The sequence below is a fragment of the Rhodobacter sp. P2_H5 genome (assembly GCF_056403335.1).
Genome location: NZ_JBFUFS010000008.1, coordinates 135,407 through 151,068, shown reverse-complemented (window position 1 = coordinate 151,068; position 15,662 = coordinate 135,407). Strand labels below are relative to the sequence as shown.

Annotated in this window: 11 protein-coding genes; 7 read left to right on the top strand and 4 right to left on the bottom strand. The window is 65.4% G+C overall.

All coding sequences use genetic code 11. The features are described 5' to 3' along the window. Positions 1-33: 33 nt before the first annotated feature. Both AC1DVR_RS13100 and AC1DVR_RS13095 read right to left on the bottom strand, forming a co-directional pair. On the bottom strand, positions 34-489 hold the full coding sequence (locus tag AC1DVR_RS13100; RefSeq protein ID WP_478001024.1) for a DUF2267 domain-containing protein: 456 nt from the start codon (positions 487-489) through the stop codon (positions 34-36). Next, entirely contained in the window at positions 490-2,340 is a 1,851-nt protein-coding gene (locus AC1DVR_RS13095; RefSeq protein WP_478001023.1) for an ABC-F family ATP-binding cassette domain-containing protein, read from the bottom strand. A gap of 539 nt (positions 2,341-2,879) precedes the next feature. Between AC1DVR_RS13095 and ndk the strand changes: the two genes are divergently transcribed. Beyond that, positions 2,880-3,302 carry a nucleoside-diphosphate kinase gene (gene ndk / locus AC1DVR_RS13090; protein WP_478001022.1) on the top strand — a complete coding sequence of 141 codons (423 nt, stop codon included), beginning with the start codon at positions 2,880-2,882 and terminating at the stop codon, positions 3,300-3,302. Between the two features lie 22 nt (positions 3,303-3,324). Here the strand turns inward: ndk and AC1DVR_RS13085 are convergent, their stop codons facing one another. Beyond that, positions 3,325-3,654 (bottom strand): TfoX/Sxy family protein, encoded by a 330-nt coding sequence (locus tag AC1DVR_RS13085; RefSeq protein ID WP_478001021.1) that lies wholly within the window; start codon positions 3,652-3,654, stop codon positions 3,325-3,327. Positions 3,655-3,816: 162 nt separating this feature from the next. Beyond that, on the bottom strand, positions 3,817-3,957 hold the full coding sequence (locus AC1DVR_RS13080) for a hypothetical protein (RefSeq protein WP_478001020.1): 141 nt from the start codon (positions 3,955-3,957) through the stop codon (positions 3,817-3,819). A 466-nt stretch (positions 3,958-4,423) separates the two neighbouring features. On the opposite strand from AC1DVR_RS13080, the gene AC1DVR_RS13075 reads away from it, so the two are divergent. The 6 genes from AC1DVR_RS13075 (at position 4,424) to AC1DVR_RS13050 (ending at position 15,607) form a co-directional block, all read left to right on the top strand. Continuing rightward, complete coding sequence (locus AC1DVR_RS13075) at positions 4,424-6,829, top strand: glycogen/starch/alpha-glucan phosphorylase (RefSeq protein WP_478001019.1); 2,406 nt, start codon at positions 4,424-4,426, stop codon at positions 6,827-6,829. Between the two features lie 29 nt (positions 6,830-6,858). Then, positions 6,859-9,045: a 1,4-alpha-glucan branching protein GlgB gene (glgB, locus tag AC1DVR_RS13070; protein WP_478001018.1), complete on the top strand. Its 2,187-nt coding sequence runs from the start codon at positions 6,859-6,861 to the stop codon at positions 9,043-9,045. Between the two features lie 38 nt (positions 9,046-9,083). Continuing rightward, positions 9,084-10,355: a glucose-1-phosphate adenylyltransferase gene (glgC, locus tag AC1DVR_RS13065; RefSeq protein WP_478001017.1), complete on the top strand. Its 1,272-nt coding sequence runs from the start codon at positions 9,084-9,086 to the stop codon at positions 10,353-10,355. Positions 10,356-10,434: 79 nt separating this feature from the next. Continuing rightward, entirely contained in the window at positions 10,435-11,868 is a 1,434-nt protein-coding gene (gene glgA / locus AC1DVR_RS13060) for a glycogen synthase GlgA (RefSeq protein WP_478001016.1), read from the top strand. Then, complete coding sequence (gene glgX, locus AC1DVR_RS13055) at positions 11,865-13,982, top strand: glycogen debranching protein GlgX (protein WP_478001015.1); 2,118 nt, start codon at positions 11,865-11,867, stop codon at positions 13,980-13,982. The genes glgA and glgX overlap by 4 nt, the downstream gene beginning before the upstream one ends. Then, positions 13,979-15,607: an alpha-D-glucose phosphate-specific phosphoglucomutase gene (locus AC1DVR_RS13050; RefSeq protein WP_478001014.1), complete on the top strand. Its 1,629-nt coding sequence runs from the start codon at positions 13,979-13,981 to the stop codon at positions 15,605-15,607. Before glgX ends, AC1DVR_RS13050 begins: the two co-directional genes overlap by 4 nt. The last annotated feature ends 55 nt before the right edge of the window (positions 15,608-15,662 follow it).

Here is a 15,662-nt window from a genome sequence, read left to right as displayed (position 1 = left end):
TCTGGCGGCTTTTCCGCCGTGCCGCAAGCCTCGTCAGACGATCTCGGGCCCCAGCGTCGCGGTATCGACCCCCGGCACATCCCAGAAGTCTGCGGCAAAGGCGGGCAGGCGGGCCAGCACCGCTTCCAGATCGCGCCGCAGCACCGAGCGGCGCAGCGCCAGCGCCACGGCGGCCACGCAAGTGTCAGGCGTCAGGCTGTGATGCGGGCGCAGGGCCTTGGCCTCGGCGGTCCACAGGTCGCGGTTGCCCGGGGGCAGGGGCGGCGCCAGGGTCCAGTCCGCCACGAACAGCGCACGCAGCACGGCGGGCAGCACCTGGGCAAAGTCCACCGCCTCCTGCGGGGTGAGGCGGCGGCGGAAAGCCTGAAGCACGCCCTGCACCGCCGTATAGGTCAGATTGTCCGTCGCCAGGTCCATCTCGGCGCGCGCGATGGCAAGGAAGGCCTGCCATTCCCGCGTCGCCTGCCGATAGGTCCAGGGCAGCGGCATTCAGGCCGCCGCCTGCTCCAGCTTTTCCGAAGCCGCAAGCCACATGGCCTCGGCCTTGTCGAGCGCGTCCATCACCTCGGCGTATTTCTTGTTCCAGGTGTCAAGCTCGCCCTTGCGGCCATCCTCGTACAGCGCGGGATCGGCGAGCTTCTTGGCCAGCTTGTCGCGCATGTCGTTCAGTTTGGCGAGGCGGTCCTCGCATTTGCGGACCTCGGAGCGCATGGCCAGAACCTCGTCGCGCGAGATTTTCTTCGGCTTTTCCACGAGTTTCGGTGCGGGCTTTTCGACCTCGTCACCGGCGAGAAGCTGCTTGCGGTAGGCCTCCAGATCGTCGGTATAGGGGGTGACGGCGCCGTTCTTGACCAGCCAAAGCCGGTCGGCCACCAGCCCCAGCAGGTGCATGTCGTGGCTGACCAGAACCACGGCGCCCTTGTAGGCGGTCAAGGCCTCCACCAAGGCCTCGCGGCTTTCGATGTCGAGGTGGTTGGTCGGTTCGTCGAGGATCAGCAGATGCGGCGCCTCGATGGTGGCCAGAAGCAGCGACAGCCGCGCCTTCTGCCCGCCCGAAAGCCGCCCCACCGCGGTTTCCGCCTGATCCGGCCCAAGGCCGAAGCCGGCCAGACGGGCGCGCAGCCGCGCCTGCATCTCCTGCGGTTTGACACGCTGGATATGTTGCAGGGGCGTCTCGTCGATATGCAGCTCGTCAACTTGATGCTGGGCGAAATAGCCGATGCGCAGCTTGGAGGAGCGGGTGATCTTGCCGTCTGACGCCTCCAGCTTGCCTGCCAGCAGCTTCGACAGGGTGGATTTGCCCTGGCCGTTGCGGCCCAGCAAAGCGATCCGGTCGTCCTGGTCGATCCGCAAGGACAGCTTCTTCAGGATCGGCGGCCCGCCATAGCCTACCGCACAGCCTTCCATGTTGATGATCGGCGGCGCCAGCTCTTCCGGCTCGGGGAAGGTGAAGACCACGGCCCGCGCCTCTTCGGGCGGGGTGATCAGGGTCATCTTCTCCAGCATTTTCACGCGGGACTGCGCCTGCGCGGCCTTGGAGGCCTTGGCCTTGAAGCGGTCGACGAAGCTTTGCAAGTGGGCGCGGCGGGTGTCCTGCTTGCGGGCCTCGGCGGCCTGATTGGCGCGGCGCTCGGCCAGCTGGCGGGCGAACTGGTCGTAAGGCCCGTTCCACAGCGTCAGCTTCTTGTTGTCCAGGTGCAGGATTGCGCCGACCGCCCGGTTCAGAAGGCCGCGGTCGTGGCTGATGATCAGGACGGTATGGGGGTACTTCTGCAGATAGCTTTCCAGCCAGAGCGCGCCCTCAAGGTCGAGATAGTTGGTCGGCTCGTCGAGGAGCAGATAGTCGGGCTGCGAGAACAGAACCCCCGCCAAAGCCACCCGCATCCGCCAGCCGCCCGAGAAATCCGAACAGGGCCGGCGCTGCGCCTCGGGGTCGAACCCGAGGCCACGCAGGATGGAAGCCGCCCGCGCCTCCGCAGACCAGGCGTCGATATCGTTCAAGCGCGCCTGAATGTCGGCGATACGGTGCGCGTCATGCGCGGTCTCCGCCTCGGCCATCAGGGCCGCGCGTTCGGTATCCGCCGCCAGCACGGTGTCGATGAGCGACACATCCGACCCCGGCACTTCCTGCGCCACGCCGCCGATGCGGGCGCGGTTGGGCATCGAGATCGAGCCCCCCTCCAGCGCCAGCTCGCCCTTGATGATGCGGAACAGCGTGGTCTTGCCCGCCCCATTGCGCCCCACGATGCCGACCTTGTGGCCGGTGGGAATGGTGGCAGAGGCGCCTTCAAACAAAGGGCGACCTTCGACGGAATAGGTGATGTTGTCTATCTTGAGCATGCGCAGGGCCTTGCCCCACCTGCGCGCCGGGGTCAAGCGGGGAAGGCGGGAAAGCGCACAGCCTAGCCCACCCCCGGAGGGACTTCGCGTCCCTCCGGACCTCCCTGCGGAGTATTTTGGCAAAGCGCAAAGACAAAAGCCCCTTCCCCTTGCGCTTTGCCAAATACTCTCGGGTGGGCACGGGAGGGCAGACAGCCCTCCCGCCCCGGCCAAGGGCGACCGGCCCGCAGGCTTGCCCCCGTAGGATGGGCAATCTGCCCATCTTCCGGACGCCGCCCCCAATCGAAGTGCCGGGCGGTGCTTTTCGCGGCAAACCCGCCTAAAAATTCATCTTCGGGCCGGATCGGGCAAAAATAGCGCGCGGATCGCCCCGGGATGGCTTGGCCGCAGGCGCCCGGCCTCGGGCGGGGGGGCAAAAACCACGCTGGCACTCTGGCCGCCGGATTGCTGCTTTCCAATTTCCGGCCCGCGTGCTAGAGGCGCGGCAATCTTTCCGGCGTGGGGCCCCGTTCCGCGCCTTTTTCTATGGAGTAAGACAAATGGCCATCGAACGTACCCTGTCGATCATCAAACCCGACGCCACCAAGCGCAACCTGACCGGCAAGATCGTTGCCAAGTTCGAGGATGCCGGCCTGCGCGTCGTCGCCTCCAAGCGCATCCACCTGTCGACCGCCCAGGCTGGAGAGTTCTATGCCGAGCACAAGGAGCGCGGCTTCTACGGCGAGCTTTGCGAGTTCATGTCCTCCGAACCGGTCGTCGTGCAGGTTCTGGAAGGCGAAGGCGCCATTGCCAAGAACCGTGAAGTGATGGGCGCCACCAACCCGGCCAATGCCGCGGAAGGCACGATCCGCAAGGAATTCGCCCTCTCGGTCGGCGAAAACTCGGTCCATGGTTCGGACAGCGCCGCTTCCGCCGCGCGCGAAATCGCCTTCTTCTTCTCGGGTCTCGAACTGGTCGGCTGAAGCTGAACCGGGCAGCGCAGGGTCAGGCCCTGCGCTGGACCACGCCAAAGAAATCAAGGGCCGCTTCCAGTTCGGAGCGGCCTTTTGCATTGGTTTCCCCGACCAGCGCGTCGAATTGCAGGCGCAGCGCCTTCTTCTCCTCGCCCTTGCAATCGTTCCAGGGCCGGCCCTGCAAGGCCATGACCAGCACATAATATCCAATGAAATGCGGGGCGGTACCGGTCATGAGGCAGCGCCGATAGGCCTCGTGCGCGCCGATCTCGCGCAACTCTTCGGCCGTGGTGATGCCAGCCCGGGCGAATTGCACCTCGGAGGCCGGGCCAAGGTTCCGGATCGTCGATATGGCTGCCATGCGGCGCGCTCCCCCCTTGTCAGGGCTGCAAAGAATCCGGGGGCCAGCCTAGCGGCGGACCCCCGGATTTGCCAAGCGTCTTGCGTGTCGTCGCGCCGGTGCGCCCGGTCGCATGGGCCGGAAGCGGGCCGGTCAACAGAGCGCCGACTGACGGGCAGCTGATCAGAAGGCCGCCCAGTCGCGGATAATCGGCTTGGGCGCGGGGGTTGCGCCGCCGGTCTGCTGCGGGGTGGTCTGGCTTTGGCCCGATTGCTGGCCTTGCGGCGCCGGGGTGGCGCCTTGCTGGGTGGTCGTGTGGGACATGATCTGCTCCATGGTCCGGTTGCGGCATTCCGCCTGTCTTTTCGTTTTCTACCGGGTCTGGGGCCTCTTGAGGTCTGAACCTAGGTATATTCGCGTCATTTAGTGGGGCTTTGTAAGGGTTGCAACGGGGTGCGAGCGCTAGCAGCGCGGCCTTCGATCACCTCTGCGCGACCTTCCGCCGAACCCGGCGCACGGGCCCGCGGGTCCGGCCGGGGCCGCAGCGGGGCAGGGCTGCGATTCCAAGGGGCTTTGCGGATTTTTCTGCGACGCAGCATGGCCCGGCTGACCAAAGCGATTTGAAAAATCGGCGCTGCCTGATAACTGTGCGATTAGGGAAGATTTTCCGAATTGTTTGCGGTAACAGTAAAGCGGTTTGAGGCGTCAGGCTTTGGCCGCTCCGTGCGGCCTCGCTGCTTGACGGTGGCGTAAAGGTCTTTAGGCTTGATCGTTGAAGAATAATAACCCGGTGGACAAGACAGTGAACGATCTGAGCCTCACCCCGAAGATCTTGCAGGCGGATGTCTTGCGGCATCTGACCTCGACCCTGGGCAAGGATGTGCCCAACGCTTCCGTATTCGACTGGCGCATGGCGCTGTCCTACGCGATCCGGGACCGGATCGTGGACCCGTGGTTCGCCTCGACCCGCAGGACCTGGGCCGAAGACCGCAAGCGGGTCTATTACCTGTCGATGGAATTCCTGATCGGCCGCCTGCTGGAGGATGCCACGGTCAACCTTGGCCTGCGCGACACCGCGATCGAGGTTATGGCCGACTTCGGCCAGGACTTCCGCGCCATCGTCGAGGACGAGCCGGATGCTGCCCTCGGCAACGGCGGCCTTGGCCGTCTGGCGGCCTGTTTCATCGAAAGCATGGCGACGGTCGGCTGTCCGGCCTACGGCTATGGCATCCGCTACGAACACGGCCTCTTCCGCCAGCGCTTCGTCAACGGCCAGCAGGTCGAAGCGGCGGAAGACTGGCTGCAGCACCGCAACCCCTGGGAGTTCGAGCGCCCCGAGGCCAATTACACCATTCCCTTCAAGGGCACGGTCGAGACCAAGGACGGCCGCGAGGTCTGGGTGCCGGGCGAGACCGTCTTCGCCTCGGCCTATGACATGCCGGTCATCGGCTGGAAGGGCAAATGGGCCAACACGCTGCGCCTGTGGTCGGCGCGGCCGACGACGCTGTTCGATCTGGAGCGTTTCAACCGTGGTGATTTTACCGCCGCGGCCGAGCCCGAGGCGCTGGCCCGCACGTTGAGCCGGGTGCTTTATCCCGACGACACCACCTACCAGGGCAAGGAACTGCGCCTCAAGCAGGAGTTCCTGCTGACCTCGGCCGCGCTGCAGGACATCCTGCGCCGCTATCTCGCCAACCACACAGACCTGAAGGCGCTGCCGAAGTTCGTGGCGATCCAGATGAACGACACCCACCCGGCCATCGCCGGCCCGGAACTGGTGCGGCTTCTGACCGACGAACACCACATGGCCTTTGACGATGCGGTCGACACGGCGCGCGGTTGCCTTGGCTATACCAACCACACCCTGCTCCCCGAGGCGCTGGAGCGGTGGGCGACCTTCACCTTCGGCAATGTCCTGCCGCGTCACATGCAGATCGTCGAGCGCATCGACGCCTGGCACAAGAACACCTATCCCTCGCGCCCGCATTATGTCGGCATCGTCAAGCATCACGAGGTGCGGATGGGCGAACTGGCCTTCGTCATGGCGCACAAGGTCAACGGGGTTTCGGCGCTGCACTCCGACCTCGTCAAGACCTCGCTCTTCCCCGAACTCAACGCGCTCCATCCCGACCGGATCGTCAACCAGACCAATGGCGTCACCCCGCGCCGCTGGCTGAAGATGTGCAACAAGCCCTTGTCGGGCCTGATCAGCAACACCATCGGCGAGGGCTGGGAAGACAACCTCGACCGCCTGCGCGAGCTTGAGCCGCATATCGACACCAAAAGCTTCCGCGCCGATTTCGACGCGGCCAAGCGGGCCAACAAGGTGGCGCTGGCGGCCTGGGTCAAGGCGCAATGCGGCGTCACGGTCAGCCCGGATGCGCTGTTCGACATCCAGATCAAGCGGATCCACGAATACAAGCGCCAGCTTCTGAACATCCTGCAGACCGTTGCCCACTGGAACCGGTTGCGCGAGAATCCCGGCGGCAACCATGTGCCGCGCGTCAAGATTTTTGGCGGCAAATCGGCGCCAGGCTATGCCGTGGCCAAGGAAATCATCCATCTGATCAACGATGTGGCCGCCACGATCAACGCCGATCCGGTGACGGGCGATCTGCTCAAGATCATCTACCCGCCGAACTACAATGTCTCGATGGCCGAACATCTGGTGCCGGGGGCGGATCTGTCCGAACAGATCTCCACCGCGGGGAAAGAGGCTTCGGGCACCGGCAACATGAAGTTCATGATCAACGGCGCCCCCACCATCGGCACGCTGGACGGGGCCAACGTCGAGATCCTGCAAGAGGTGGGGCCCGAGAACTTCTTCCTGTTCGGCATGACCACCGATGAGGCCAACAAGCGCCGCGAAGATCCCGACCATTCCCGCAAGGCGATCGAGGCGAGCCCGGCCCTGCAGGTCGTGCTGCAGCAGATCGCCGAGGGCCGCTTCTCGCCCGGGCAGGCCGATCGCTACCACGATCTGGTCCACCGTGTCTGGCACTACGATTATTTCCTCGTGGCCTCGGATTTCGATGCCTATGATGGGGCGCAGGGAGAGGTGGACAAGGCCTTCGCCGACCGCGAACGCTGGACCAGAATGGCTGCGATGAACACCGCTCGCTCGGGCTTTTTCTCGTCGGATCGCACGATCCGCAACTACATGCACGACATCTGGGATATCCCGTCGGCTCTCTGACGGGCGTCCCTTGGACGAAAGGACGCGACATGACGCTACCCATTCTCGATTCCGGCGCGGCAGAGGCAATCGTGCAGGGGCGTCATGGCGATCCTTTCGCCATCCTCGGCCCGCATCCGCGCGGCAAGGACTGGGTGGTGACGGCCTTTGTCCCCGGTGCGACCCGGCTGTCGCTGGTGCCGGCGGGCAAGGGCGCCAAGCCGCTGGAGGCGACCGAGGTCGCAGGCTTTCCCGGCCTGTTTCAGGTCGCTTTGGCCAAGAAAAGCGCCTATCGCCTGCGCGCCGCCTCGGACGGGGCGGAGTGGGAGTTTGACGACGCCTACCGTTTCGGCCCGGTTCTGGGCGAGATGGACGAATACCTCCTGGGCGAGGGCACCCATCGCCGTCTCTGGCAGGTGCTCGGCGCCCATCTGATCACGCATGAGGGCACCCCGGGCGTGCATTTCGCCGTCTGGGCGCCCAATGCGCAGCGCGTCTCGGTGGTGGGCGATTTCAACATCTGGGACGGGCGGCGCAACCCGATGCGGCGGCGCGGTGCCACCGGCGTCTGGGAGATCTTCATCCCCGGCCTGCGCGAAGGCAGCGGCTACAAATACGAGATCCGCACCCCGAGCGGGGCGGTGATCCCCCTCAAGGCCGATCCGGTCGGCTTCGGCTCTGAACACCCGCCGGCCAATGCCTCGGTGGTGCGCGACATCAGCCCAAGGGTCTGGGAGGATGGCGACTGGATGACCAGGCGTCAGGCCCTGCAGAACATCGAGGCGCCGATCTCGGTCTATGAGGTGCATCTGGGCTCCTGGCGGCGCGCGCCGGGCAATCGGATGCTGTCTTACCTTGAGATGGCCGAACAACTGGTCGATTACGTCGCCGATATGGGCTTCACCCATATCGAGATGCTGCCGGTTTCCGAATATCCGTTCGATGGCAGCTGGGGTTACCAACCGGTCGGTCTCTTTGCCCCCACCGTGCGCCACGGCACGCCGCAGGAATTTCGCGTGCTGGTCGAGGCGGCGCACAAGAAGGGGCTGGGCATCCTGCTCGACTGGGTGCCGGGGCATTTCCCGGCCGATGCCCATGGTCTGGGCCAGTTCGACGGCACGGCGCTTTACGAACATCAGGACCCGCGCGAGGGTTTCCACCAGGACTGGAACACCCTGATCTACAACTACGGCCGGATCGAGGTGTCGAACTACCTGATCTCCAACGCCTTGTATTGGCTGGAGGAATATCACGTCGACGGCCTTCGCGTCGATGCCGTGGCCTCGATGCTTTACCGCGATTACTCGCGCGAGGCGGGGCAATGGGTGCCCAACAAGGACGGTGGGCGCGAGAATTACGAAGCCATCTCGATGCTGCAGCGCGCCAATACGATCTGCTATGGCGAAGTGGCGGGCATCATGACCGTGGCCGAGGAAAGCACCGCCTTTCCGGGCGTGTCGCGCCCGGTGGATGGTGGGGGCTTGGGCTTTGGCTTCAAGTGGAACATGGGCTGGATGAACGACACCCTGTCCTACATGCAGAAAGACCCGATCTACCGGAAGTATCACCACCACCAGATGACCTTCGGCCTCGTCTATGCCTGGTCGGAAAATTACATCCTGCCGATCAGCCATGACGAAGTGGTGCATGGCAAGGGCTCGATGCTGTCGAAGATGCCGGGCACGGCTTGGGAGAAATTTGCCAACCTGCGGGCCTATTACGGCTTCATGTGGGGGCATCCGGGCAAGAAGCTTCTGTTCATGGGTCAGGAATTCGCCCAGGGGGCGGAGTGGAACCACAACCAAAGCCTTGACTGGCATCAGCTGGAAATTCCCGAACATGCCGGGATCCAGGCGCTGGTCCGCGATCTGAACCGGGTCTACCGCGAGAACCGCGCGCTGCATGTCAAGGACACGCGGCCCGAGGGCTTCGCCTGGATCGACGGCGGCGATGCCGAGGGCTCGACCTATTCCTGGATCCGGCGCGGCGCGGCCACAGACCCTGCGGTGGTCGTCATCAGCAACATGACCCCGGTGGAGCGGCGCATCCGACTCGGCCTGCCGGCGATGGGCCAGTGGCGCGAGATCCTGAACACCGATTCCGCGCTTTATGGCGGGGGCAACCGCGGCAACATGGGGGGTCTGAAGGCCGAGGCCGAGCCGTGGAACGGGTTGCCGCAAAGCGCCATGGTGACGGTGCCGCCGCTGGCGACGCTGTATTTCCGTCAAGATCAGTAAATTACGCGGCAGGAGACCGCACATCTCGGGAGGATGACATGACACCTAAACCCAATGCGCGGCTGTCAAGCCAGGCGATGGCCTTCGTGCTGGCCGGCGGGCGCGGCTCGCGGCTGAAAGAGCTGACCGACCTGCGCGCCAAGCCCGCCGTCTATTTCGGCGGCAAGACCCGGATCATCGACTTTGCGCTGTCGAACGCGCTGAACTCGGGCATCAGGAAGATGGCCATCGCCACCCAGTACAAGGCGCACTCGCTGATCCGCCACATGCAGCGCGGCTGGGGCTTTCTGCGGGCCGAACGCAACGAATACCTCGACATCCTGCCCGCAAGCCAGCGGATGGACGAGACCAACTGGTACCGCGGCACCGCCGATGCCGTGGCGCAGAACATCGACATCATCGACAGCTATGGCGTCAATTACGTCGTGGTTCTGGCCGGCGACCATATCTACAAGATGGACTACGAGATCATGCTGCAACAGCATGTGAACACCGGGGCGGATGTGACGATCGGCTGTCTGACCGTGCCCAAGGCCGAGGCCACCGCCTTTGGCGTGATGCATGTCGATGCCAATATGCGCATCACCTCCTTCCTTGAAAAACCCAAAGACCCGCCGACGATTCCGGGCGATCCGGCCAATTCGCTGGCCTCGATGGGGATCTATATCTTCGACTGGAAGTTCCTGCGCGACCTTCTGATCCGCGACATGGCGGACGACAACAGCCAGCACGATTTCGGCATGGACCTGATCCCCGCCATCGTGAAGAACGGCAAGGCCATGGCGCACAAGTTCAGCGACAGCTGCGTCAAATCGGGGCTGGAGACCGAGCCCTACTGGCGCGACGTCGGCACCATTGACGCCTTCTGGCAGGCCAATATCGACCTGACCGATTTTGTCCCCAAGCTCGACCTTTACGACAACGCCTGGCCGATCTGGACCTATGCCGAGATCGTGCCCCCGGCGAAGTTCATCCATGACGAGGACGGAAGGCGCGGCTCGGCGGTCTCCTCATTGGTTTCGGGCGATTGCATCGTGTCGGGGTCGGAAGTGAGGAATTCGCTTCTCTTCACCGGGGTGCGGACGCACAGCTTTTCCAGCCTCGAATATGCGGTTTTGCTGCCCTATGTGACGGTGCACCGCAATGCGAGCCTGAAGAACTGCGTGATCGACCGTGGTGTGGTGATCCCGGACGGGCTGGTCGTGGGCCAGGACCCGGAGGAAGACGTGAAGTGGTTCCGCCGGTCCGAAAACGGAATTGTGCTGATCACGCAGAGCATGTTGAATGCACGGGCGGCGAAGCTCGGGTAGCTGTGTCGGACCGGAGGCCGGGGGGCCAGCCCCCCGGACCCCCCGGGATATTTGGATCTGGATGAAAGGGGCTCATGCGATGAAACTCAAGGGCAGGGTTCTGTCGGTAGCCTCGGAATGCGTGCCGCTGGTCAAGACCGGCGGGCTGGCGGATGTGGTGGGCGCTTTGCCGGGGGCGCTGGCGCCCCTGGGCTGGGAGATGCGGGTGCTGATGCCGGCCTACCGTGCCTTGCGGCAGCGCGCGCAGGATTGGCGCGAGGTCTGGCGCGAAGAGGGGCTCTGGGGCGGGCCGGGCCGGGTCCTGTCGGGCGAGATCGACGGTTTGCAGGTGCTGCTGCTGGACGCGCCGCATTTGTACGACCGCGAGGGCGGGCCCTACAACGGGCCGACCGGCGACTGGTGGGACAATCCGCAGCGCTTTGCCGCCCTGTCCTGGATCGCGGCCAAGCTCGCGCGCGAGGGTTGCGGCGATGGCTGGAAGCCCGACGTGATGCATGTGCATGACTGGCAGGCGGGCTTTGCGCCGGCCTACCTCAGCTACGGCGGCTCGAACGGGGTGGGCTCGGTGATTACCGTCCACAACATCGCCTTTCAGGGTTGGGCCAAGGCGAGCCAGATCCACGAGCTGCGCCTGCCGGCCGATCAGTTCTATCCCGGCGCGCTGGAATATTTCGGCGGCTTGTCGAGCCTGAAGGCCGGCCTCGTCACCGCCGACCGCATCACCACCGTTTCGCCGACCTATGCCGCCGAACTGCTGCGGCCCGAATATGGCATGGGGCTGGAAGGGGTGATGGGGGCGCGGGCCGCGGTCGTCTCGGGCATTCTGAACGGGGTGGACACCGGCGTCTGGAACCCGGGGGCCGAGCCCTTGCCCTATTCCGCCACCGCGATGAAGGGCAAGGCCGAGGCGCGCGCCGCCCTGTGTGGCGAGTTTCATCTGAGCGTGCCGGGGCCGCTGGCGATCATCGTGAGCCGGTTGACCGACCAGAAGGGCATCGACCTTGTCCCCGCCGTGCTGCCCGAGTTCATCGAGGCGGGCGGCGGGCTGGTCGTCCTCGGCTCGGGCGATCCGGTGCTGGAGGCGGCGATGCGCAGCCTTGCGGACCGTTACCCGGGCCGTGTCGGCCTTAGGATCGGCTATGACGAGACCTTGAGCCACAAGCTGTTCTGCGGCGGCGATGCCGTGCTGGTGCCCTCGCGGTTCGAGCCTTGCGGGCTGACCCAGATGTATGGCTTGCGCTATGGCACCTTGCCGGTGGTGGCGGCGGTCGGCGGGTTGGCCGATACGGTGATCCATGCCAATCCGGCGGCGATCTCGGCCGGGGTGGCGACGGGGATCACCTTCCATCCGACCGATGTCACGGCCTTTGCCACCGCACTCCGCCAGCTGATCGCCCTTTACGCCGACCAGAAGCTTTGGGCCAAGGTGCAGAAGAACGCGATGAAGCAGGATGTCTCCTGGGCCAGTTCGGCCGCCGAATATGCGGCACTTTATGAAGGCCTGGTTGGATGACGGTCCTGCGTTCCAACTTGCCCGGCACCCTGCCGGGCATGACGCCGGCGCCGGGGCGGCCCTGGCCCCTGGGCGCCGCGGTCGACGAGGGCGGCGTGAACTTCGCGGTCTTTTCGGCCAATGCCCATCTGATGGAGCTGTGCCTCTTCTCCGAGGATGGCCGGCGCGAGGTGGCGCGGATGATCATGGCCGATCGCGAGGATGACATCTGGCATCTGCGCGTCGATGGCATGAAGGCGGGGCAACGCTACGGCTTTCGCGCCCATGGCCCCTATGCGCCCGAGGAGGGCCACCGTTTCAACCCGCACAAGCTGTTGATGGACCCCTATGCCAAGGCCTGGGACGGGCGCCTGCGCTGGTCCGATGCGCTGATGGGCTACCGGATCGGATCCTCGCGCGGCGATCTGTCTTTTGACACCCGCGACAGCGCCTTTGCGGTGCCGAAATCGGTCGTGGTGGACGAGCGCGCCCTGCCGCATCTGCCGCATGGGCCGTTCCATCCCCTGTCCGAAAGCGTGATCTACGAGGCCCATGTCAAGGGCCTGACCATGCGCCACCCCGACCTGCCCCCCAGCGCGCGCGGCACCTACAGCGGGCTGGCCCAGCCGGCGATGATCGACCACCTGGTCAAGCTGGGCGTGACGGCGGTCGAGCTTCTGCCGGTGCAGGGCTTTTTCGACGACCGGTTCCTGGTGGCCAAGGGGCTGACCAATTACTGGGGCTACAACACGATGGGCTTTTTCACGCCCGAACCGCGCTATGCCCACCGCAACCCGCGGGCCGAGTTCCGCGAGATGGTCTGGCGTCTGCATCAGGCCGGGATCGAGGTGATCCTCGACGTGGTCTACAACCACACTGGCGAGGGCGACGAGGCCGGGCCGACCCTGTCGTTCCGCGGCCTCGACAACCGCAGCTACTACCGGCTGGCGGGCGGCGGACGGCACTATGCCAATGACAGTGGCACCGGAAATTCCCTCAACATCGCGCATCCGATGGTGCTGCGGATGGTGGCCGACAGCCTGCGCCATTGGGTTTTGCATTTCGGCGTCGACGGCTTCCGCTTTGACCTTGCGACCTCGATGGGGCGCGAGCCGGGCGGCTTCGACCCCGGCGCCGGTTTCTTCGATGTGCTGCGCCAGGACCCGGTTCTGGCCCGCGTCAAGCTGATCGCCGAGCCCTGGGACATCGGTCCCGGCGGCTATCAGCTTGGCGGCTATCCGCACCCCTGGGCCGAGTGGAACGACCGCTACCGCGACGGCGTGCGCCGCTTCTGGCGCGGCGATGCCGGGCTGACCCCGGATCTGGCCAAGCGGCTGCTGGGCTCGGCGGAGAATTTCGACCATGCCGGGCGCAGCACCACGGCCTCGGTCAATTTCCTGACCGCGCATGATGGCTTCACCCTGCAGGATCTGGTCAGCTTCACCGTCAAGCGCAACCTCGCCAATGGCGAGGACAACCGCGACGGCCATTCGGAAAACCACTCCGACAATCTGGGGGTCGAGGGGGCGACCACCGACCCGCTGATCACCGCCGCCCGCAACCAGCGCAAGCGCAACCTTCTGACGACGCTGCTCTTGTCGCAAGGCACGCCGATGCTGCTGGCCGGGGATGAGCTGGGCCACAGCCAGGGCGGCAACAACAACGCCTATGCCCAGGACAACGAGACGACCTGGATCGACTGGGGCAAGGCCGATGCCGGGCTGACCGCTTTCGTGGCGCGGCTGGTGGCGATGCGCAAGGCGCATCCGGTGCTGCGTCAGCGCCGCTTCCTGCATGGCCGCAAGCGCCATGGCGATGGCCTGCCCGACGTGATCTGGCGCCATGCCGACGGGCGCGAGCCGCAGGCGGCCGAGTGGCACGACCCCGCCTTCCGCTGCCTCGGGGTCGAGCTGCGCATGGCGGCCTCGGGCCCGGCGGGGGCGGATGTGATCTTCGCCGTCTTCAACTGCGGGCCGGAACAGGCCCTGTCCTTGCCCGCCACCGAAAAATCCTGGCGTCTGATCATCGACACCAGCCGCCCCGCAGCACCCGAAGCCCCGGCGACTGCCGGGCTGACCGTGCCCGCCAATTCCGTTCTTGTCTTTACCGCAGATCCGCAAGGAGCCTTGAAATGAGCGTCAGAACCATCGCCACCCAACCGATCGCGGGCCAGAAGCCCGGGACCTCGGGCCTGCGGAAAAAGACCCCGGTCTTCATGGGGCCGCATTATCTGGAGAATTTCGTCCAGGCGATCTTCGATGTGGTGGGAGCGGAGGGCAAGACCTTCGTCCTCGGCGGCGACGGCCGCTATTTCAACGACCGCGCGGCGCAGGTGATCTTGCGGATGGCGGCGGCCAATGGCGCGGCGCGGGTGATCGTGGGGCAGGGCGCGATCCTGTCCACCCCAGCCGCCAGCCATCTGATCCGGCTGAACAAGACCGATGGCGGCATCATCATGTCGGCCAGCCACAACCCCGGCGGCCCGCATGAAGATTTCGGCGTCAAGTTCAACATGCCCAACGGCGGCCCCGCCCCCGAGGGCGTGACCGAAGCCATGTTCCAGAAGACGACGACGATCACCGAATACAAGATCCTCGAGGCGCAGGATGTCGATCTGGCCAGCGTGGGCCGCAAGGCGCTTGGCGGCATGGTGGTCGATGTCGTTGATCCGGTCAGCGATTACGCCGCCCTGATGGAGACGCTGTTCGACTTCGACGCGATCCGCGCGATGTTTGGCCGTGGCTTCCGGATGCGGATGGATTCGATGTGCGCCGTGACCGGGCCCTATGCGGTGGAGATCCTGGAGAAACGTCTCGGCGCCCCGGTCGGCACTTGCGTGAATGCGACGCCCTTGCCCGATTTCGGCGGCATGCACCCCGACCCCAACCCGACCTGGGCCAAGACCCTGATGGACGAGATGTTCGGACCCGATGCGCCGGATTTCGGCGCGGCTTCGGATGGCGACGGCGACCGCAACATGGTGGTCGGGCGCGGCATCTATGTCTCGCCCTCCGACAGCCTCGCGGTGCTGGCCGCCAATGCGCAGTTGGCCAAGGGCTACAAGGCGGGCCTCAAGGGCGTGGCGCGCTCGATGCCGACCTCGGCCGCGGCCGACCGGGTGGCAGATGCCTTGGGCATCGGCAAGTACGAGACGCCGACCGGCTGGAAGTTCTTTGGCAACCTTCTGGATGCCGGCAAAGCCACGATCTGTGGTGAGGAATCCTTTGGCACCGGCTCGGACCATGTGCGCGAGAAGGACGGGCTTTGGGCGATCCTCTTGTGGCTCAACATCCTTGCCGTGCGGGGCGAGACGGTGGCCGATATCCTGAAAGGGCATTGGGCGAAATACGGGCGCAACTACTACTCGCGCCACGATTTCGAGGCGATCGAGACGGTGAAGGCCGATGCGATGATGGCGGCCTTGCGCGGCAAGCTTGCGACCCTGCCGGGAACGGAAGTCGAAGGCATGAAGATCGCTGCCGCCGATGACTTTGCCTATACCGACCCGGTGGATGGCTCGGTCAGCCTCAAGCAGGGCGTGCGGATTCTCTTTGCCGATGGCAGCCGGATCGTGCTGCGCCTGTCGGGCACCGGGACCGAGGGCGCGACGCTCAGGGTCTATCTGGAACGCTATGTGGCGGGGCCGGGCGACCTTGACCATGACGCGCAGGAGGCATTGGCCCCGGTGATCCGGGCGGCGCATCTGCTCGCCGGGATCGAAAGTTTCACCGGGCGGGTGGCGCCGGATGTGGTGACCTGAACCAAGGCAGGGGGGGCTGCTCGCCCCCCCTGACCCCCCTCGGCAGGGGCGGCTG